Genomic DNA, 17,769 nt, shown 5'->3' on the forward strand with positions numbered 1-17,769 from the left:
TGTTCCCCTGAATCTCGCGATGGTTGGCCGTTGCCGTGTGATGTCTCAGGACATGGGTGACAGTTCTGCATCAGGACATCGGTGACAGTTGGTGTGTCAGGACATCGGTGACGGTTCAGGGGTCTTGGCGTGGGCCGCGGGGGCGGCCGTTGCCGACGTAGGTCACTCCTGGTGCGGGTCTGGTGTGCTCGATGAGGATCTCGCCTTCCAGGTCGGTGACGGTGATCTTGTCGCCGGGCTTGTTGCCGGTGCTGATGACGAGGACCTGCTGGAAGCCGCGTCGCCCGTCGACCAGGTATTGGACCTTGTCCAGGTAGAACATGCCGGCGGGAGTCAGCTTCTTGACGACGGTGTCGTCGGGCAGGTCAGCGGGCGCCGGTGCGAGAGGCGGCCGGGGCCGGCTGGCGGGACGGTGGGAGCGACGGGGAAGGTTGTGTGTGGGACGTGGCGGCTCGGCCTTCGCGGTGGCTTCCCAGGCGGCCTGGGGCGTGACGCGTCCGGGCAGGCCCTGGTGGGGGCGCTGGGTGTTGTAGATGTGGTCGAAGGCCTCGACCTGGGCCTGCAGTTCGTCGAGCGTCTCGGCGAGCGGTTGTTTGTCGAGGTAACGGAACAGGGTCTGGTGGAAGCGTTCGTTCTTGCCCTGGGTCGTCGGCTTGTAGGGCTTGCCGGTGATCGGCTCGACCCCCAGTGCCATCAGGTGTACGACGAATTGACCCAGGAGCCCACGGCGCGACGGATTGAGCGCGGATCCGTTGTCGGACAGCAGCCGCTGAGGCACGCCGTTGGCGGCCACGGCCTTGTCGAACACGGCGATCGCCGCGGCAGATGTCTCGCCCCACGCGACGTGGGAAGCGACCGCATAGCGGGAGTGGTCGTCGATGAGCTGGAGGATCACACACCTACGCCCACCGGTGAGCACGTACTCGGTGCCGTCGAGCTGCCAGCAGGCGTTCGGAGCTGGATAGACGAACCGGCGCCAGGCCGAGCGTGGCTTCTTCCGCGGTTCGAACCGCGCCACACCGACCTGCCGGAAGATCCGGGCCAGTGACGCGACCGAGGGCACCACCTCCAGCCCCATCGCGCGCATCTTGTCGTGCACGCTGATCGGCCCGTGGTCGAGCCCGGAGGCCTCCAACGCAGCCCGCACCTGCACCGCTTGTTCTTTGACCTCCTCGGTCAACTTCGCCGGGCTCGTCCTCGGGCGCCTGGACCTGGGCTCGAGCACGGCCGCCGGACCGTCGGCCGTCGCGCGCTTGCGCAACTCGTAGAAGGACTTGCGCGAAATGCCGTGCTCGGCGCAGAAGGTCGAGACCGCACCGCGCGGAGCATCGTCCGGCCACTGCGAGATCGCAAGGCGGACACGGGGATCGATAGGTTCATTGGCTGGCACCGCCCGAGCCTCGCGGCCGAAGTGTCACCACCAAGCCCACCAGAAATGTCACCGATGTCCTGATGCAGAACTGTCACCGATGTCCTGCGACATGACAGGTTGGCCGTTGCCGTGTTGGCCGTTGCCGACGTAGGTCACTCCGGGCGCGGGTCTGGTGCTCGATGAGGATCTCGCCTTCGAGGTCGGCGACGGTGATCTTGTCGGCGGCGGTGATGACGTGGACCTGCTGGAAGCCTCGTCGCCCGTCGACGAGGTCCAGCAGGCCGTCGGGTCCGTTGTCGATCGCATTGGCGATGAGCGCGACATCGGTCGTCGATCCGTGCATTTCTTGGCGGTTGGCCGGTCAGTTGGTGGTACGGGCGGCGTCGACGATCACGTCGGTGACCGCGTCCGGGTCGGAGATCATCGACAGGTGCGGCGCGTCGACCTTGGTGATGTGCGCGCCGGCGCGGTGCGCCATGATTTGCTGCTCCGCCGGTGGCAGCACCTTGTCCGCCGTACCGATGAGGTCCCAGGACGGGATGGTCTTCCACGCCGGAACGCCAGCGAGGGTCTCACTGAGCGTGCTGGCGGTCAGTGGCCGCTGGGTGGCGGCCAGGACGGCGGCCTGCTTGGCAGGGATACCACCCGCGAAGAGGCCCGCGAACTGATTCGGCTTGATGTAGACGTCGGCGTTGATGACGTTTCCGCTGGCGTCGTGGATCGGCACCGTGTTGATCGAGCTGTTCGGGTCCAGTTCGGAGCCGGGCTCTGCGGCGGCGAGCGCGCCCACGCTGTCGCCTTGGTCGGGGATGAAGGCATCCACGTAGACGAGGGCCTTGACGTTGGGGTTGCCGGTGGCAGCGCTGGTGGTCACCATGCCGCCGTAGGAGTGCCCGACGAGCACGACTGGGCCAGGGATGGTGGCCAGCAGATCACGCAGGTACTGCGCGTCGGTTGCGAGTCCGCGCAGCGGGTTTGCCTCGACATCGACGGTGTATCCGGCGCTCTGCAGCTTTGATGTGACGGCAGACCAGCTCGAGCCGTCGGCCCACGCGCCGTGCACGAGCACGATCGTCGGTTTGAGTGGCGCGTCGTTCTGCATGGTTTGCGCGCTGCTGCTGGTCGCGGTGCCGATGCCCAGCGCGAGCACGCCGGCGGTGAGAGCCGCGACGGCCGCGGGCAGTGACTTCTTCGGTGTACGCATGGCATGTCCTTTGCGGGGTTCGTTATCCGCTCAGCGGGCTCGCCGGGCGGGGGGGCAGCCGCGGTGCCGAGCTTGGAGCTTCAGCAGCGCGGCGCGAACGGCTCGGCGTGCGTCCAGAAGGTGGCGTGTGGGCCGCCCGTCGAGGACACCGTCCGTGGTGTCGGAATCGACGCTAGGGTCCGACGCGGCCGCTGGCGCCGTTGCGCGCGTTATCCTGCACACCGTGCAGATACCTGTGCACGAATGGTCCACCGCCACCTTCGCGGCGTCCGAGATGCCCACATGGCAGTGGCGAGAGCTCGACTAGCCCGGATCTTTCATCGGGCTGGCACGGTCGGCTTGGTGCGCGTTGGTGACGCGCAGCAGGTGTGATTCTTGCAGTTGGGTGTGACCGTTTGCCGAGTGTCGTCTCGGTGGACGCCGGTTCCGGCCGGGTGGGTCCTGGGGTCGTTGGGGCAGGGTGTGGTGGTGCTCAGCCGGGGACGGCGAGTTGGCGTAGGCGGGTGATCGCGGTCAGCAGGAGGTCGGTCCAGGCGCCGTCGCGGGCGAGGTGAACGATGATGCGGCGGCCGGTGTGGGCGATCCTCGCGGCGGTCGAGAACAGCCGCAGGCGTAGGCGTTTGGGTTCCCAGCGGCGGGCTTCGTGGCCGGTGTGGTTGTCGCTGGTGAAGGCGAGCATCTGCATCCAAGCGGTGAGCTCGCAGGCCAGCGAGACGATGGCGCACCAGATCTGGTTCTGGGTGAACTCGTGCAGCGGCAGGTTGGTCAGTCCGGTGTCCTTGGCCACTCGGATCCGGTCTTCGGCGCGGGCGCGGCGGCGGTGCCGTAGCTCGAGGTCGGCCAGCTGTCCGCGGGCGGTGTTGGTGGCGAACGCGGTGACGCGGTGCCCGTCGATGTCGGTGATCCGCAACTGGGCGCCGGGGTGCGGGCGTTCCTTGCGCGCGATCACCCGCATCCCCTTCGGCCAGGTGGACAGGTTCAACAAGCCGGTGACGTCTGCGACCCAAGCCCCGTCACGCACCTTGCCGCCGGCGTCGTAGGCCGGGGTCCACGCGCGTTTCGGGATCCGCGGCAGCACCTGGTCGAAGTCGTCGGGCAGGGTGAACCCGACCGAGTACGACATGCGCTGCGACACCGCCACCCAGTCGAGGAAGTCGTGGGTGCAGCCGGCCGAGTCGGCGCGGATCAGCACCTTGCGCCCGGGCCGTGTCCCTGGCCGCCACGACGGCAACTGTTTGAGTGCGTCACGGACCACGGCGATGTGGTCGGCGGCAGTATTCGAGCCCGCGTTTCCAGGCCGCAGCATCACCGCGAGCGGCTCACCGGTCCCGTCGGCGCCGTGGTCGACGAACGCCCACAACGGGTGGAAACCGTAGCCCCGCTTGAATGTTGGCGCAGCACCTTGCTTGTCGGAGTGGGCGGTCAGCAAGGTGGCGTCGGTGTCGATCACGATCGGGCTGTCTGCGTCGATCCCGGCGTCCGGGGCATGCTGGCCGGCCAGCGCCCACACCCTCGCTCGCGCCGCGGCGCGAGCGGTGCCGATCGCCTTCAACACCCGCTCAGCATCTCCGGCCAACGCGTCGATCGTGCGCGACACCGTCGGATCGGAGGCCACCAGGCCGAACACCGCCGGTTCGCCGCGCAGCACCGCGATGTCGGCCAGGCAGTCCCCGCCCAGCGCGAGAGCGACCGCCAGATCGCAGACGATCTTGGCCGGGTCGTGCCGGACCAACGGTTTGCGCCACGGCGCCAACGCCCGCGATAACTCAGCGCCCAGCCCGCTGGTCCGGACCGCGTCGGTGAGCAGCAGACCACCGGCCCGCGACACCACCCCCGATCCCGCCGCATCAACCCGAACACAGGGATAGAACCCGGTAGTCTTCACCTCGAAGGTGCTCCTCGATCCGCACGACATGGTCCTAGACAAACCACATCGTCGCTGGTCAGGAGCACCTTTCAGTTCAACGACACATCCTCACAGCCGACCGGCATGAAAGCTCCGGGCTAGCCGGCCACCACCTCCGGCCGAGGACCGCGCACGCAGTGCAGACATCGGCGGTCGGCGCACGTTCCAGCGGCTACTCCGGCGGCGAGATCAGGGTCGAGACACCGGTGGCACCTACCGGATCACGGTGTGCCAGGGTTCGCCACTCGCGCGGCGAGAGCCCATAGGCAGCACGGAAGACGCGGCCGAAGCTGGACGGATCGGTGAATCCCCAACGCCGGGCGACCGCTGCTATCGTCAACGATCGCAACCCGGGCCGGGCGAGGTCTTCGCGGCATCTCTCCAACCGCTGATTGCGGATCCAGTCACCGAGCGAAATCCCGCCCGCGGCGAGGACGTTGTAGAGGTGCCGCACCGAGATGTGGTGCTCGGCGGCGATCTGGCCGGGGTGCAGCCCGGGGTCGCCCAGCCGGGCGCGGACGTACTCCAGGATCCGCAACCGCAGTGTCGCGTGCAGTGCTTCCTTCCCCAGTGCGGTGGCATCCAGCTGGGTGGTGATGAGCGCACGGACCAGTGCGACACTCGGGTGGCTCACCGCGTCAGCAGCCGGGTGGGTGTAAATGTCCGGGCGGCTTGCCAGCCGATACAGATAGGTGGCGACCAGGTCAGCGATCGGATGTCCGGGGCTGAGAGTCGTGGCGCAGATCTGGGTGATCGCGTCGTGCGGCAGACCCAGAGCAGCGATGGGGATCCGGAAGAAGTGCTGGCGGATGCCGTCGGGATCGACCAGCGTGTACGGCGCGGTCGAGTCGTAGATGACCAGATCGCGTGGTTTGAGGACCGCTTCCCGGCCACCCTGGACGACCAGGCTCGAACCGGCCAGTTGGAGACCGAGGAAGATGCTCGGCGCAAGCTCGTCCCGGGCCAGGGCCGGTGTCCGCTCCACAGTGAGCGCGTTCGAGCGGACCGAACACACCGTCAGCTGTCCGAGCTGACTGATGGCGCCGTACGCAGCCGCGGGCCCAGCCTCGGCTGGGAAATCGATCTCGACCCGCACCTTCGCGCTGGCAATCGTCTCCCGTACCACCTCGGCGCGAACGGCGGCAGGCACGCTTCGCGTATCAAGAATGTCTGTCATCTCGTCCACCTTCGATCCGCGGCACCAGCTCACAACCGTCGACCCAGGCGGCCGTCTTTCCGACGCCGCAGCAGTCGACTACTCTCGCGCGGCTGACTTCTGTTTGCCTAAGTCAGTTAGGAGACTACGGCCCAGACTATTGTCCACGCAAGTCAGCCCCTACACTCGTGACATGACAGATCTGCTCAGCCACCGGGAGACCTGGTCGATGGCCAACTGCTCGGTCGCCGCCTCGATCGACGTCGTCGGCACTCGTTCGGCGATCCTGGTCCTGCGGGAGGCGATCTTCGGCACCCGCCGATTCGAGGACTTTGTCCGCCGAGTCGGGATCGGCGAGCCCGCGGCGGCAGCCCGGCTCAAGGAACTGACCGCCGCCGGGCTGCTGGAGCGGGTGCCCTACCAGGAGCCCGGTCAGCGGACCCGGCACGAATACCAATTGACCGCCAAGGGAATGGACTTCCAGCCCGTTGTCTATGCGCTGCTTCAATGGGGTTCGAAGTGGGAGACCGACGAGGCGGGCCCGTCCGTGCGTGCGACCCACCGCGCCTGCGGCGCAGCCGTCGGAGTCCGCATCCGTTGCGACGCGGGCCACGATGTGGATCCGGGTGACGTCGTAATCGAGGCAGGCCCGGGGCTGATCACAGTCTCCTGACTTCGCATCCCAGGGCGCCTGTGGACACCGGCAGGACGTGACGAGCACCGATCCTCAGATTCGTGTAGCGGGCCAAAAATCTTGGCCATAGCACTAGAGCGGCACGGGAGCGGCCAGCCGGGGCGTGATGCTCCGGCTGGGTGTGTGCTCCCGGCTGAGTGGGCGGCTGGATCGATCACGTCCATCGAGGCGGCGGGCTGGGACGCTGCGACCATGTGCGAAGCGGGCCGGCGCCGGGTGGGTCGGGGCCGGCTGGGCGGGACGGTAGTCCGCCCTGAGGGGGCGGTCCGGCGGCAGCAATTGCGTACTCGCGTTCGAGGTCGGCCAGGTTCTGCACCGGCCCGGGGGCGTCCGGCCCGCCGATTCTTCGCGATCGGTGGCCAGAACGCGGACTCGGATGATCCAGAATTGTTCGGCTAGCGCGGGGCGGTGCCGTCGGGCGACTGAAGCCCCAGCGATGACGCTGCCCACGACAGGTCGATCGCGATCAGCCGGATCATCACCGGCACCAGCCAGTCCGGCAGGGAATCGTGGTGAACGCGATAGGCGAGCGTGGCGGCACCGGCGGCGGCCCAGGGTGCGCCGTCGGGCATGACGTCGTAGGGAAGGGCGCCGCCTTCCAGGTGCAGGGTCGGGAGCAATCCGGCCAGATCGTGGTCGGCGCTGCCGCGTGAGGTATGGCTCCAGTCGACGAAAACCACCCGGTCGCCGTCGATGCAGATATTGTCGCTGCGAAGATCCCCGTGCACCAGGCTCGTTCCGTCCTCGTCGCAGCGGGATTCGGCGGCGATGAGCTGTGGCGCGGCGTTGTCGAGCCATTTCTCCGAGCACAGCTGCAATTCGAGGAAGGCCGTTCGGTCCGGGCCGCACAGTAGGCCGGGCCAGCGAGCGCGCGTTCGCGGTGTGGTTGAGAAAACGTTCGGTGCCTCGATATGTGAAAGATCGGCGACAGCGGTGAGTAGGAGATCGATATCGCCGGGGCGCCAATTCACACCCTGATGGCTGGCCGGCCAGTGAGCCCGGCTGAGATCTTCAGTGACGAGAATCGGGCGGCCGGGTTCGTCGAGCCACGCGATGATCGTTGGCGCGAACCGCTCGGGAACGTGCTGCAGGGAAAGGTGTTCGGTGCGGAGCCAGTGCTCGGTATCGTCGTCGGTGGCGGCTTTGACGAAGACGCGCGTGCCGTCGGCCAATCCGACTGAGTGCCGGATCGCCCCCGACCAACCGGTATCGGGGACGGCCCACGTCGTGGTCGGCCGGCCCAGTGCCTGTTCGACCCGGCGTCGGATCTCGGCATCGGGTTCGTCCGGCATCAGTTCCTCCCCCAGGGTTCACGCATCTACGTCGTCGCAGATTGGATTCTGGCAGAGAAATCGTGGCTGCGCGCCCTTTCCGCGTTTGGTTGGCTGGGACTTGTCGAGGGCCCGCCTGGCCCACAACTGCCGAGACGTAGAGGCAACTGGCTGGCGGAGACCCCATGCTCTAGCCCTGCGCGTGGCCCGATTCCCGTTCAGGCTCCGCAGCGTCAAGGTGATGGCATGAGTCGACCATGCGATGGTGTGAGCGTGGCTACCCATCCGCTGTGGCGGCCGTACTCCTAGTCGGCCAAACGCCGTCCGCCAAGCCAATCGAGTGCCGCCGGATCTCGTAGAACGTCCTGCGCGAGATGCCGTGCTCGGCACAGAAGGTCGTCACCGCCCCACGGGGCGCATCAGACGGCCACTGCGTGATCGCGAGACGGACACAGGTTGGCGTGGTGGATGCAGGACACGGGCCGACCGCATTCGGCCGAGGATCTGCACCGGCAGATCACCCGGCAGGTACGCGATGCGGGGAGCGTCGTAGCCCCGCGCGCGATGCCGGCGGGGCGTCGGCGATGCTGTGGGCGTGGAGTACGTGTCCAGAGTGCCGCGACCGCCGCTGGACGGGCTGATCGACGACCTTTACTACCTGGAGGGTGCGCCGCCGTACGCCCGGCTGGCGCTGCCGGCAAGTCCGGCGGCGTTGCTCATCGTCAACCTCGGGGCGCCGTTCCGCATCCGCGCCGGCACCGACATCGAGACGGCCGAGTACTCCGACGGCTGCGTGGTCACCATGCCCACCCGCGCGTGGGAGTTCGGCTACCCACCCAAGACCCGGTCCGTCGGCGTGCACTTCAAGCCGTGGGGGCCAGCGCCGTTCCTGCCGATGCCCGCAGCCGAGCTGTGTGACCGGCCGGTGACGGTAGAGCAGGTTTGGGGCCTGCCCGCCATTGCTGAGCTGCGAGACCGGCTGGCCACGGCGGACGGACCGCACGAGATGCTGACGCTGCTCGAGGAGGAGCTGATGCGACGGCTGTGCGAGACCGCCGGCCTGGGGCTGGTCCGCCATACGAGCCGTGTCATCGCGGCGACCAGCGGGGCGGTAGCGATCGGCGACCTGAGCGTGGCAGCCGGTGTCAGCAGCACTCATCTGGCACAGCGGTTCAAGGAGCTCATCGGCGTCACGCCGAAGCGGCTGGCCCGCACCTACCGCTTCACCGCCACCGTGCTCGCGATCAACCCCGCCGGACCGATCGACTGGGGCGACCTCGCCGGTGGCGCAGGCTACTTCGACCAGGCCCACTTCGGCCACGAGTTCCGGGCGTTCACCGGGCTCACGCCGACCCGGTACGTCGAAGTCCGGCGGCGGTTCCTGCGCGAACATCCCGGCCACGCGCTGGACGGCTGGCCGCTGCCGGCCGATTGATTTCTTACAAGAGCGACAGCTCACGAAAACGCTACTTTTGGGGCACGCCAAAGCAGAGGAGCGCCCCGTGGGCAAAGTAGTCATGTACAGCTCGGTGTCGGTGGACGGCTTCATCGCGGACGAGAATGACCAGCCCGGACCGCTGTTCGACTGGTTGACCAGTGGTGACGTCCCGTTGGACGAGAGCGGCTACGTGAAGGTGTCGCAGACCTCCTACGACTACACCCGGCCGTACTGGGACCAGATCGGGGCGACAATCGCCGGCCGCCACGTCTTCGACATGACCGACGGATGGGACGGGAAGCCTCCGAGCGGGATCGACCACGTGGTCGTCGTGACACACCGGCCGAAGCCCGAGGGCTGGGACCCCGAGGCGCCGTTTCACTTCGTCGACGGCGTCGAGGCAGCCGTGGCCAAGGCACAGGACCTTGCCGGTGACCGCATAGTCGAGGTCGCCGCCGGCGACGTCGGCGGCCAGGTGCTTGCCGCGGGCCTGATCGACGAGGTGCGCATGGACGTCGTACCCGTCGTGTTCGGGTCCGGCAAGCGCTACTTCGGGTCGGTCCACGCGCAGCACCTGTTGGAGGATCCTGACGTGATGATTCAGGGCAACCGGGTGCTTCACCTGCGCTATCAGGTGCGCCGTTGACCGATCTGAGCGGGCACGCGAAGTCCTCGTCATCACCGCCGGCGACAAGATCACCGTCGCCGACCTGGAAGGCGAGATCCTCATCGAGCACACCAGGCCGACGCCCAGAGTGACTTATGTCGGCAACGGTCGCCTCCGCGGCCCACGACAAGACCCGTGAATCGTCACCGATGTCCTGACACATCGGTTGTCACCGATGTCCTGATGCAGAACTGTCACCTATGTCCTGAGACATCACAGGTTGGCCTGTGGATGGACAAGACTTTGGGCGACCGCGCAGGGTTGTGACACCGGCTGGTGGAGGATTGATGGCTCGCTTGATGATCCGCAACGTCTCGGTGCTGGTGGTGCCGGAGGCGGGGGAGTGCCGGATCGACGAGTTTCAGGATCTGCATGTTCACGACGACCGGATCACTGCTGTCGCCCCGACCGGAGCCGACCTCCAGGTTGGGCTGGAGGACGAGACCGGTGCGCCGGAGGAGGTGGAGGTGATCGACGGGACTGGGCTGCTGGCTGTACCGGGGTTGGTGAACTCGCATACGCACAGTCCGATGGTGATGATGCGGGGCGCGGCCGAGGACGTGTCGATCGATGACTGGTTCAACCAACGGATCTGGCCGATGGAGGTCAATCTGACCCCGGATCGGGTGCGTGTCGGAGCACGGCTGGCGTGCGCGGAGATGCTGCTGGCCGGCGTGACCACGTTCGTGGACCATTACTTCTACGCCGACCAGATCGCGCGGGCCGCGCTCGAGTCCGGCATCCGCGCCGACCTCGCCCCGACGTACTTCTCCTCGACAGGCCCAGAAGCCATCGACGCAGCCATCGCGACCACCCGCGACCTCAGCACCCTCGACCCGCGCATCACCGCCAGCCTCGGCCCACACGCGACGTACACGGTGACGGACGAGGACCTTCGTCGTACGGCGGACATCGCGCGAGCCGAGGGGTTCCGGATCCATCTGCACGCGGCCGAGACCGAGGAGCAGACCCGTTCGTCGGTGGACCGACTCGGTGTCACGCCTATGGAGGTCCTCGACCGGACCGGCGTACTGGACGCCGGTGCTCTGATCGCGCACGGCTGCGGCATCCGGGAGTCCGACCTGGCGATCCTCGAGCGCCATGCCGATCGCATCGCGGTCGCCAGTTGCCCGAAGGTCTATCTGAAGCTCGCGATGGGTTCGGTGACACCGATCCGAAGCCTGCAGTCGATCGGTGTGCCCGTCGGCGTCGGCACCGATGGAGCAGCGGTCCACAACACGCTCGACGTCTGGGAGTCACTGCGCATGGTGGCCCTCACCCAGAAGCAACGCGAGCAAGACGCCGAGTGGATGACCATCTCCGACACCCTCCGCCTCGCCACCCGGGGTGGCGCCAAGGCTGCTGGTCTCCCCGACACGATCGGCGCCCTCGAACCGGGCCGCCAGGCCGACATCGCCCTGGTCGACCTCTCCGGGCCGCATTGCCAACCGCTCCACGACCCCCGGGCGGCTCTGGTGTACTCCGTCCGCCCGTCCGACGTCGTCACCGTCCTCGTCGCCGGCCAGGTCGTCGTACGCGACCGCCAACTCACCACCCTCGACCTCGACGAGGTCCTCGCCGAAGCCCGCGACCTGGCCCACACCCTCGTGGACCTCTCGAAGGGCGGCGCCGTCCAGCACTACACCCCCTGACCCGACAGCAACGCCCCGGTCGACATTCGCCCGGGGGTATGACAGGACGCCGGCGCCCAACGTCCACCGGAGCAGATGTCGAAACTTGCAGCGCGTGCTGGACGACGGGTTGTTGCCTGCCGCGCACTCTAAGCTTTGGGGCACGACTTCGAGGAGGCGTGATGGCGGCATCGGGCTCCGATCTGTCCGGCTGGCGGCGAGGGCCGTTCACCGGCGCCGGACTGACCTACGACTGCTTCGAGAACGGGTCCGGTCCAGGAGTCGTGCTGATCCCCGAGGTCCCGGGACTCACACCCGAGGTCCAGTCCTTCGGCGAGCATCTGGTCGGCGCGGGGTTCACCGTCGTCATTCCGTCGCCGTTCGGTACGCCGGGACGCGAGCCGAGCATGGGCTACGTGCTGCGGACGGTCGCGCGCCTGTGCGTGTCCAAGGAGTTCCGGGCCTTCGCGACGGACGCGGAACGGCCGATCACGAAGTACCTGCGGGCCGTTGCCGCCGACCTGGCCACCCGGACGCCGGGCCGTGGGGTCGGCGTGATCGGGATGTGCTTCACCGGCGGGTTCGCCCTGGCCGCAGCCGTCGAGGAGTCGGTGACGGCGCCGGTTCTCAGTCAGCCGGCGGTGCCGTTCCCGGTGACGCGCACGATGCGGCAGGATCCGGGTCTGTCCCGGCGGGAGTTCGAGATCGTCAAGGAACGGACGCGGAACGACGGACTCTGCGTGCTGGGTCTGCGGTTCAGCAAGGACCGGGCGGCGCCGCCGGAGCGCTTCGCCACACTTCGCGCGGAGCTCGGTGACGCGTTCGAGGTGATCGAGCTCGACTCCGGCCCGGGCAATCCGGACGGCTTCAAGACCTCGGCCCACGCGGTCGTCACCCACGAGGTGCGGGAGGACCCGCCGAACTCGGCGTACCGGGCGCGTGCCCGGACGGTCGAGTTCCTCCGCGAACACCTTATGGAGAAACGCGAAACTCAATCGCACGATTGAACTCTGCGGTAACCGGCGGTCCGTCACAGCGTGCCGAGTAGCTATGACCGTCAGTGTCGAAATGTTAAAGCGGTGTCGAGGAATACGCAGCGTGTGAGTATCCGGACTCCGGGTGGGGAACCATACCGGAATCTGGGGTGGATCGTTGCGGTGTGCAAGTAAGGGGGAGCAGTGGGTGACGCTCGGTGACTTCCTCTGGTATCAAGCGCCGCGGACATGGCACGATCGGCCCCCGGAGCACATCAGGGGGCAGGCATGGCGATGGCCAGGCACTTGAAGAGTGAGGCTGTATGAACGGGCGGACAGCACAGGACAGCCGGCTCCCGGTCAACGGGACCGCGGCGGCTGACGGGACCAATGGTCACGGCCCACAGCCGCAAGCTCCACTCGGCCACCTTCCGGCGGACGAAGGGGCCGACGAGCACAGAGCTCCCGCGGAGCATCGCGACCACAAGAAGCGGGGCCGCGGCAAGGCCGCGCAGAACGCTCCCGCACGCGACACCGCTGCTCAACCAGCCAACCCCGCGAGGGGGCCTGAGCCTGGTCCTCAGGCCGACCCCCAGAACGGCCCGGAGAACGGCCCGGAGAACGGTGCCGAGCAGGTGCATTGGTCCCAGCGGCCGAGCACGCGGGTGAACGGTACGCCGCTGGGCGAGTTCAACACTCCGGTCCGCGTCGACGAGATCGCGGTCGCGGCGATGGCCCTGTCCGAGAACCTGCAGGCCGCCACCCGTGGCATGCCCGAGTCCGTCGAGTTGCGCCGGTTCCGGCGTGAGCTCGACCAGGCCGCGAGCACGTTCCGCACGATCGCCGGCGAGCTCGAGGCGACCGCCGGCAGCCTCGTCCGCCTGGCCGCGAGCGAAGCCCAGGCCTGTGGCGTCGGCTGGGGCGTCTGCCCCGAGCACGGTCTGACGCTGATGAACGTTGGCGACACCGTCACCTGCCACATTCTCGGCTGCCACCGGCAGAACGAGGGCGCCGTCGAGCGCTGCCAGCACCCGGTGGCCTACCGCGTCGTGGACGCGGCCGGCCCGTCACTGCTGACCTGCGCCGGACACGCCATCGCCTGCCGCCTCTACCTCGACAACCCTGTCATCACAGCCGCTGCAGACAGCATGGAGCTCTTCTAGGCCGGCCACGGCTGGGTGGGCCGGATTGTCGTCACGGGCGCCTGGCCCTTGAACATCCTCCCGCCGTCGTCGGTCAACCGCAGGTAGTAGTCCGACGTACACGCCGTACCGTCCTCGTCGATGGCTCGGATCCCGGAGCCGGCCGGAACCCAGGAGCCGCTCTCTGCGGTCTTCGCGATCTGGTTGCCCTCGTTGTACTCGTCGAACATCGAGATGTAGAGACCTTGCACCCCGACGCGGGTGAGGTTGTAGAACTGGCGCCACATCAGGTCGCCGTGCCGCCGGTGGCCGGACTGCAGGTCGCCCGGGATGACGCACGCCTGGTAGTCGATGCCGTGGGGCGGACTGCTGTCGGGGGCGGAGGAAATCTCGAACAGAGTCTTGCAAGAAAGCGATCGCGACAAGGCCTTGACGGCTCCACCGCTGAAACTTAGTTTGTTGGCTCAACAGACAAAGTCGGAGGGAGGGGTGGGCCTGATGACGCTGACCGATGGCCGCCGCCCGGGAGACCGAGCCGTTGCCGCGGACCACGTCTCGCTGCGCCGCAACAACCTCTCCGTGGTCCTGCGCCACGTCCGCGAGTCCGGGCCGAAGTCGCGAGCCCGGATCGCCGCCGACACCGGCCTGAACAAGGCCACAGTCAGCAGCCTGGTCGCCGAGCTGGTCGAACGCGGCCTGCTTCGCGAAGGCCCGGCCGACTCCACCCGCGCCCTCGGCCGCCCCGGCCAACTGGTCGAGCTGGACGGCAGCGGCGTGTGTGGCATCGGTGCCGAGATCAACGTCGACTACATCGCCGTCTCCGCCCTCGACCTGGCCGGCGACACCGTCGTCGAACGCCGCGACCCGCTCGACGTGGCCCACCTCGACCCCAGTACGACGCTCGACCGGGTGGCCGACCTCGTCCGCGAGGCCGTGACTGCCGTGCAGGCGCGCGCCGGACGGCTGGCCGGCGTGACCGTCGCCGTGCCCGGCCTCGTCCAGCGCGACACCGGCGACCTCAAGCTCGCGCCGAACCTCGGCTGGGGCGAGGTCCAGGTGATCCAGGAGATGCGGTCGCGGCTCGGCGGACCGTCGTACCCGCTGCACGTCGACAACGAGGCGAACCTCGCGGCCCTGGCGGCGTACTCGGAGCTGCGCAAGAACACGCCGGTGCAGGATCTCGTGCTGCTGACCGGTGCGGTCGGTGTCGGCGGCGGGATGGTGTCGAACGGGCACCTGCTCCGCGGCGGACGCGGCTACAGCGGCGAGGTCGGCCACATGCCCGTCGCGCCTCCCGGCCGGATCTGCGGCTGCGGGCGGACCGGCTGCTGGGAGACGGTCGTCGGCCTGAGCGCGCTGTTGCACAAGGCAACGGACAGGGACGACCCGGTCCGGGACCCGTCCCTGGACGTGGAGCAACGGCTGGCCGGGATCACCCGGCGGGCCGAAGCGGGGGACGCGCGCACGCTGAGCGCGCTGAAGGAAGTCGGTACCTGGCTGGGGATTGGGGGAGCGATCCTGGTGAACATCCTGAACCCGGACGTGCTCGTGCTCGGCGGCTACTTCGCCGTCCTCGGGCCGTGGCTGAAGGAACCACTGGAGAAGGCGATCCGCGACCGCGTGATCGCGCCGGACGGTGGCGGCTGCCAGGTGGTCCGCTCGGACCTCGGGTTCGCCGCGGCGGTCCGCGGCGGCGCGCAGATCTCGCTGGAGCGGGTCCTGGTCGATCCGACCGTGATCGGCCGCGTGGGCGCGGGGGTGACCCAATGAACGATCTGCTCATGATGACCGGGATCGTCAAGGAGTTCCCGGGCGTACGAGCGCTCGGCGGCGTCGACCTGGACGTCCGGGCCGGCGAGGTGCACTGCCTGCTCGGCCAGAACGGCGCCGGCAAGTCCACGCTGATCCGGGTACTGACCGGCGCTCATCAGCCCGATGCCGGGGCGATCTGGATCAACGGCGAACAGGTCCAGCTGAACAGCCCGACCGCCGCGATTCAGCGCGGTATCGCCGCCATCTACCAGGAGCTCGACCTGGTCCCGGAACTGTCGGTGGCCGAGAACATCTTCCTCGGCCACGAGCCGTCCAGCTTCGGCTTCAGCCGCCGGCACGAGGCGACGGCCAGGGCCCGAGAGATCCTGCAGGGCTTGGGGCACGGCGAGATCCCGGCGCATCGGTCCGTCGGTTCGCTGCCCGCCGCCGGCCAGCAGGTGGTCAGCATGGCCCGCGCACTGTCGCGGGACGCGCAGCTGATCGTGATGGACGAGCCGTCCGCGGTGCTCGATCCCGAAGAGGTCGCCAACCTGTTCCGCGTCATCCGCGGCCTGACCGCGCGCGGTGTGGCGGTCGTCTACATCTCGCACCGGCTCGAGGAGATCCGCCAGATCGGCGACCGGGTCACCGTGCTCAAGGACGGCGCGACCGTCGCCACCGGCCTCGACGCCCGCGCGACCCCGACCAAGGAACTGATCCGGCTGATGACCGGCCGCTCGATCGAGTACGCCTTCCCGCCCCGCCGGGAGATCCTCAGTACGGCGCCCGTCGTACTGGAGGTGGAGGACCTGACCCGGCCGGGCGAGTTCGCCGGCATCGGGTTCACCGTGCGGGCCGGCGAGATCGTCGGGCTGGCCGGGCTGGTCGGCTCGGGGCGGTCCGAAGTCCTCGAGACCGTGTACGGCGCCCGCCGGGCCACGACCGGATCGGTCCGGGTCGACGGCGTGACACTGCGGCCCGGCCGGGTGCAGGCCGCGGTGAAGGCCGGCGTCGGGCTGGCGCCGGAGGAACGCAAGAGTCAGGCGCTGCTCCTGGACGAGGCCGTGTTCAAGAACATCACAGTGTCGAGCATGGGGCGGTTCGCCAGCGGGGGGTTCCTGAACGGCCGCGCCGAGCGGGAGGCAGCCACCGGGCTCGCCAGAGCACTGGACGTCCGCCCGGCCGGGGTGGAGTATCCCGTGCGCAACCTGTCCGGCGGGAACCAGCAGAAGGTCGTGCTGGCCCGCTGGCTGCTGCGGGAGTGCCGCGTGCTGCTGCTCGACGAGCCGACGCGAGGCGTCGACGTCGGCGCGCGGTCGGAGATCTACGCGTTGATCCGCAATCTGTCCGCCAACGGGGTCGCGATCGTGCTGGTCTCCAGTGAGGTCGAGGAAGTGCTCGGTCTGGCCGACCGGGTCGTCGTACTGCGGGAGGGGCGTGCCGTCCACATCGGGCCCGCGCAAGACATCGACGAGCATCAGGTCCTGGACCTGGTGATGGAAGGAAGTGCGGTGTGAGTGACGAGATCGCACCTCAGGACACAACGGCATCGACCCAGGCAACCGTCACCCAACCGGCCGCCCCGCGGTCCGGTGGCCTGCTGAACAGTGGCCTGGGGCGCAACCTCGGTCTGGTGGTGGCGCTGGTTCTGCTCTGCATCGTGGGAGTGATCACCGCGGGGGACACGTTCGCCACTGGCGCCAACGTGCTGACGATCCTGCGGCTCGCCGCCGTGATCGGCGTGGTCAGCATCGGCATGACGTTCGTCATCACCGGCGGCGGGATCGACCTGTCCGTCGGCGCGATGGTCGCGCTCGCGTCGGTCTGGGCCACCACGGTGGCCACCCAGCAACTGGGGTCCGACCTGCACTGGATCTTCATGGTCTCCACGGCGCTGGCCGTCGGTGCCGCCTGTGGTCTGGTGAACGGCCTGCTCATTGCCTACGGCAAGATCGTGCCGTTCATCGCGACGCTGGCGATGCTGGCAGCGGCCCGTGGCCTGGCCGAGATCATCTCCGACCGGAAGACCCAGATCATCACGGTGAACTCGTTCGTCGACTTCTTCGGCGGATCGCTGATCGGCGTGCCGGTGCTGGTGTGGATCTTCCTGCTGGTCGCCGCGGCCGGCTGGGTGCTGCTGAACCGGACCACGTTCGGCCGCCGCACGTTCGCCGTCGGCGGCAACTCCGAAGCCGCCCGGCTGGCCGGCATCAGGGTGCAGCGCCATACCGTCGCCCTCTACGTCCTGGCCGGGCTGTGCTGCGGGATCGCCGCGGTGATGCTGATGGCCCGGACGACGACCGGCAGCGCGACCCACGGCCAGTTGTACGAGCTGGACGCGATCGCGGCCGTGGTGATCGGCGGCACGCTGCTGTCCGGCGGCCGCGGCACGATCGTGGGCACCGTCTTCGGTGTCCTGATCTTCACGACTCTGAACAACGTCTTCACGCTGAACAACCTGAGCATCTCCGCCCAGTCGGTCGCCAAGGGGGCGATCATCGTGATCGCCGTCCTCCTCCAGCAGCGACTCGCCGTCCGGGCAACCAGCCAATGAATCGCCAC

Annotated in this window: 15 protein-coding genes and 1 pseudogene; 9 read left to right on the forward strand and 7 right to left on the reverse strand. The window is 68.4% G+C overall.

Annotated features, from left to right (window positions below):
- Positions 1-133: 133 nt before the first annotated feature.
- The 5 genes and pseudogenes from OG817_RS09960 to OG817_RS09980 all read right to left on the reverse strand — a co-directional run.
- Positions 134-1,348: pseudogene (locus tag OG817_RS09960) on the reverse strand (integrase core domain-containing protein); the annotation flags it as partial.
- Between the two features lie 115 nt (positions 1,349-1,463).
- Positions 1,464-1,715, reverse strand: a complete 252-nt coding sequence (locus tag OG817_RS09965; RefSeq protein ID WP_406053385.1) for a hypothetical protein — start codon at positions 1,713-1,715, stop codon at positions 1,464-1,466.
- An 18-nt stretch (positions 1,716-1,733) separates the two neighbouring features.
- A complete protein-coding gene (locus tag OG817_RS09970; RefSeq protein ID WP_406053386.1) occupies positions 1,734-2,576 on the reverse strand; it encodes an alpha/beta fold hydrolase in 843 nt (280 codons plus the stop codon).
- Positions 2,577-3,048: 472 nt separating this feature from the next.
- The gene (locus tag OG817_RS09975; protein ID WP_406053387.1) at positions 3,049-4,461 is read right to left on the reverse strand and encodes an IS1380 family transposase; all 1,413 of its coding nucleotides are present in this window, start codon (positions 4,459-4,461) and stop codon (positions 3,049-3,051) included.
- A gap of 193 nt (positions 4,462-4,654) precedes the next feature.
- Positions 4,655-5,659 (reverse strand): helix-turn-helix domain-containing protein, encoded by a 1,005-nt coding sequence (locus OG817_RS09980; protein ID WP_406053388.1) that lies wholly within the window; start codon positions 5,657-5,659, stop codon positions 4,655-4,657.
- 172 nt (positions 5,660-5,831) lie between these two features.
- On the opposite strand from OG817_RS09980, the gene OG817_RS09985 reads away from it, so the two are divergent.
- A complete protein-coding gene (locus OG817_RS09985; RefSeq protein WP_396393260.1) occupies positions 5,832-6,311 on the forward strand; it encodes a winged helix-turn-helix transcriptional regulator in 480 nt (159 codons plus the stop codon).
- 416 nt (positions 6,312-6,727) lie between these two features.
- Here OG817_RS09985 and OG817_RS09990 read toward each other — a convergent pair whose 3' ends face one another.
- Positions 6,728-7,624, reverse strand: a complete 897-nt coding sequence (locus OG817_RS09990; protein ID WP_406053389.1) for a phosphotransferase — start codon at positions 7,622-7,624, stop codon at positions 6,728-6,730.
- A 574-nt stretch (positions 7,625-8,198) separates the two neighbouring features.
- On the opposite strand from OG817_RS09990, the gene OG817_RS09995 reads away from it, so the two are divergent.
- The 5 genes from OG817_RS09995 to OG817_RS10015 all read left to right on the forward strand — a co-directional run bounded on the left by OG817_RS09995 (position 8,199) and on the right by OG817_RS10015 (position 13,476).
- Positions 8,199-9,038: a helix-turn-helix domain-containing protein gene (locus OG817_RS09995; RefSeq protein WP_406053390.1), complete on the forward strand. Its 840-nt coding sequence runs from the start codon at positions 8,199-8,201 to the stop codon at positions 9,036-9,038.
- A 67-nt stretch (positions 9,039-9,105) separates the two neighbouring features.
- Complete coding sequence (locus OG817_RS10000; protein ID WP_406053391.1) at positions 9,106-9,687, forward strand: dihydrofolate reductase family protein; 582 nt, start codon at positions 9,106-9,108, stop codon at positions 9,685-9,687.
- Positions 9,688-9,995: 308 nt separating this feature from the next.
- Positions 9,996-11,360 carry an amidohydrolase gene (locus tag OG817_RS10005; protein WP_406053392.1) on the forward strand — a complete coding sequence of 455 codons (1,365 nt, stop codon included), beginning with the start codon at positions 9,996-9,998 and terminating at the stop codon, positions 11,358-11,360.
- A 161-nt stretch (positions 11,361-11,521) separates the two neighbouring features.
- A complete protein-coding gene (locus OG817_RS10010; RefSeq protein ID WP_406053393.1) occupies positions 11,522-12,346 on the forward strand; it encodes a dienelactone hydrolase family protein in 825 nt (274 codons plus the stop codon).
- Between the two features lie 290 nt (positions 12,347-12,636).
- Entirely contained in the window at positions 12,637-13,476 is an 840-nt protein-coding gene (locus OG817_RS10015) for a hypothetical protein (RefSeq protein WP_406053394.1), read from the forward strand.
- On the opposite strand, the gene OG817_RS10020 is transcribed toward OG817_RS10015, so the two are convergent.
- A complete protein-coding gene (locus OG817_RS10020) occupies positions 13,473-13,880 on the reverse strand; it encodes a hypothetical protein (RefSeq protein ID WP_406053395.1) in 408 nt (135 codons plus the stop codon). The genes OG817_RS10015 and OG817_RS10020 overlap by 4 nt on opposite strands.
- A gap of 73 nt (positions 13,881-13,953) precedes the next feature.
- Here OG817_RS10020 and OG817_RS10025 point away from each other — a divergent pair, with 73 nt between their 5' ends.
- Genes OG817_RS10025 through OG817_RS10035 form a run of 3 tightly spaced genes read left to right on the forward strand, consistent with a single transcriptional unit; the run spans position 13,954 to position 17,761 of the window.
- On the forward strand, positions 13,954-15,225 hold the full coding sequence (locus tag OG817_RS10025; RefSeq protein ID WP_406053396.1) for an ROK family protein: 1,272 nt from the start codon (positions 13,954-13,956) through the stop codon (positions 15,223-15,225).
- On the forward strand, positions 15,222-16,724 hold the full coding sequence (locus OG817_RS10030; RefSeq protein WP_406053397.1) for a sugar ABC transporter ATP-binding protein: 1,503 nt from the start codon (positions 15,222-15,224) through the stop codon (positions 16,722-16,724). Before OG817_RS10025 ends, OG817_RS10030 begins: the two co-directional genes overlap by 4 nt.
- Entirely contained in the window at positions 16,721-17,761 is a 1,041-nt protein-coding gene (locus OG817_RS10035; RefSeq protein ID WP_396393270.1) for an ABC transporter permease, read from the forward strand. Before OG817_RS10030 ends, OG817_RS10035 begins: the two co-directional genes overlap by 4 nt.
- Positions 17,762-17,769 lie beyond the last annotated feature (8 nt).

The organism is Kribbella sp. NBC_00889, assembly GCF_045207705.1.
GTDB lineage: Bacteria > Actinomycetota > Actinomycetes > Propionibacteriales > Kribbellaceae > Kribbella.

What these genes read in the sequence shown, in the direction of transcription:
- OG817_RS09965 (WP_406053385.1), bottom strand. Translation starts at nt 1,715, where the DNA reads ATGCACGGATCGACGACCGATGTCGCGCTCATCGCCAATGCGATCGAC.
- OG817_RS09970 (WP_406053386.1), bottom strand. Translation starts at nt 2,576, where the DNA reads ATGCGTACACCGAAGAAGTCACTGCCCGCGGCCGTCGCGGCTCTCACC.
- OG817_RS09980 (WP_406053388.1), bottom strand. Translation starts at nt 5,659, where the DNA reads ATGACAGACATTCTTGATACGCGAAGCGTGCCTGCCGCCGTTCGCGCC.
- OG817_RS09985 (WP_396393260.1), top strand. Translation starts at nt 5,832, where the DNA reads ATGACAGATCTGCTCAGCCACCGGGAGACCTGGTCGATGGCCAACTGC.
- OG817_RS09990 (WP_406053389.1), bottom strand. Translation starts at nt 7,624, where the DNA reads ATGCCGGACGAACCCGATGCCGAGATCCGACGCCGGGTCGAACAGGCA.
- OG817_RS10005 (WP_406053392.1), top strand. Translation starts at nt 9,996, where the DNA reads ATGGCTCGCTTGATGATCCGCAACGTCTCGGTGCTGGTGGTGCCGGAG.
- OG817_RS10010 (WP_406053393.1), top strand. Translation starts at nt 11,522, where the DNA reads ATGGCGGCATCGGGCTCCGATCTGTCCGGCTGGCGGCGAGGGCCGTTC.
- OG817_RS10015 (WP_406053394.1), top strand. Translation starts at nt 12,637, where the DNA reads ATGAACGGGCGGACAGCACAGGACAGCCGGCTCCCGGTCAACGGGACC.
- OG817_RS10025 (WP_406053396.1), top strand. Translation starts at nt 13,954, where the DNA reads ATGACGCTGACCGATGGCCGCCGCCCGGGAGACCGAGCCGTTGCCGCG.
- OG817_RS10030 (WP_406053397.1), top strand. Translation starts at nt 15,222, where the DNA reads ATGAACGATCTGCTCATGATGACCGGGATCGTCAAGGAGTTCCCGGGC.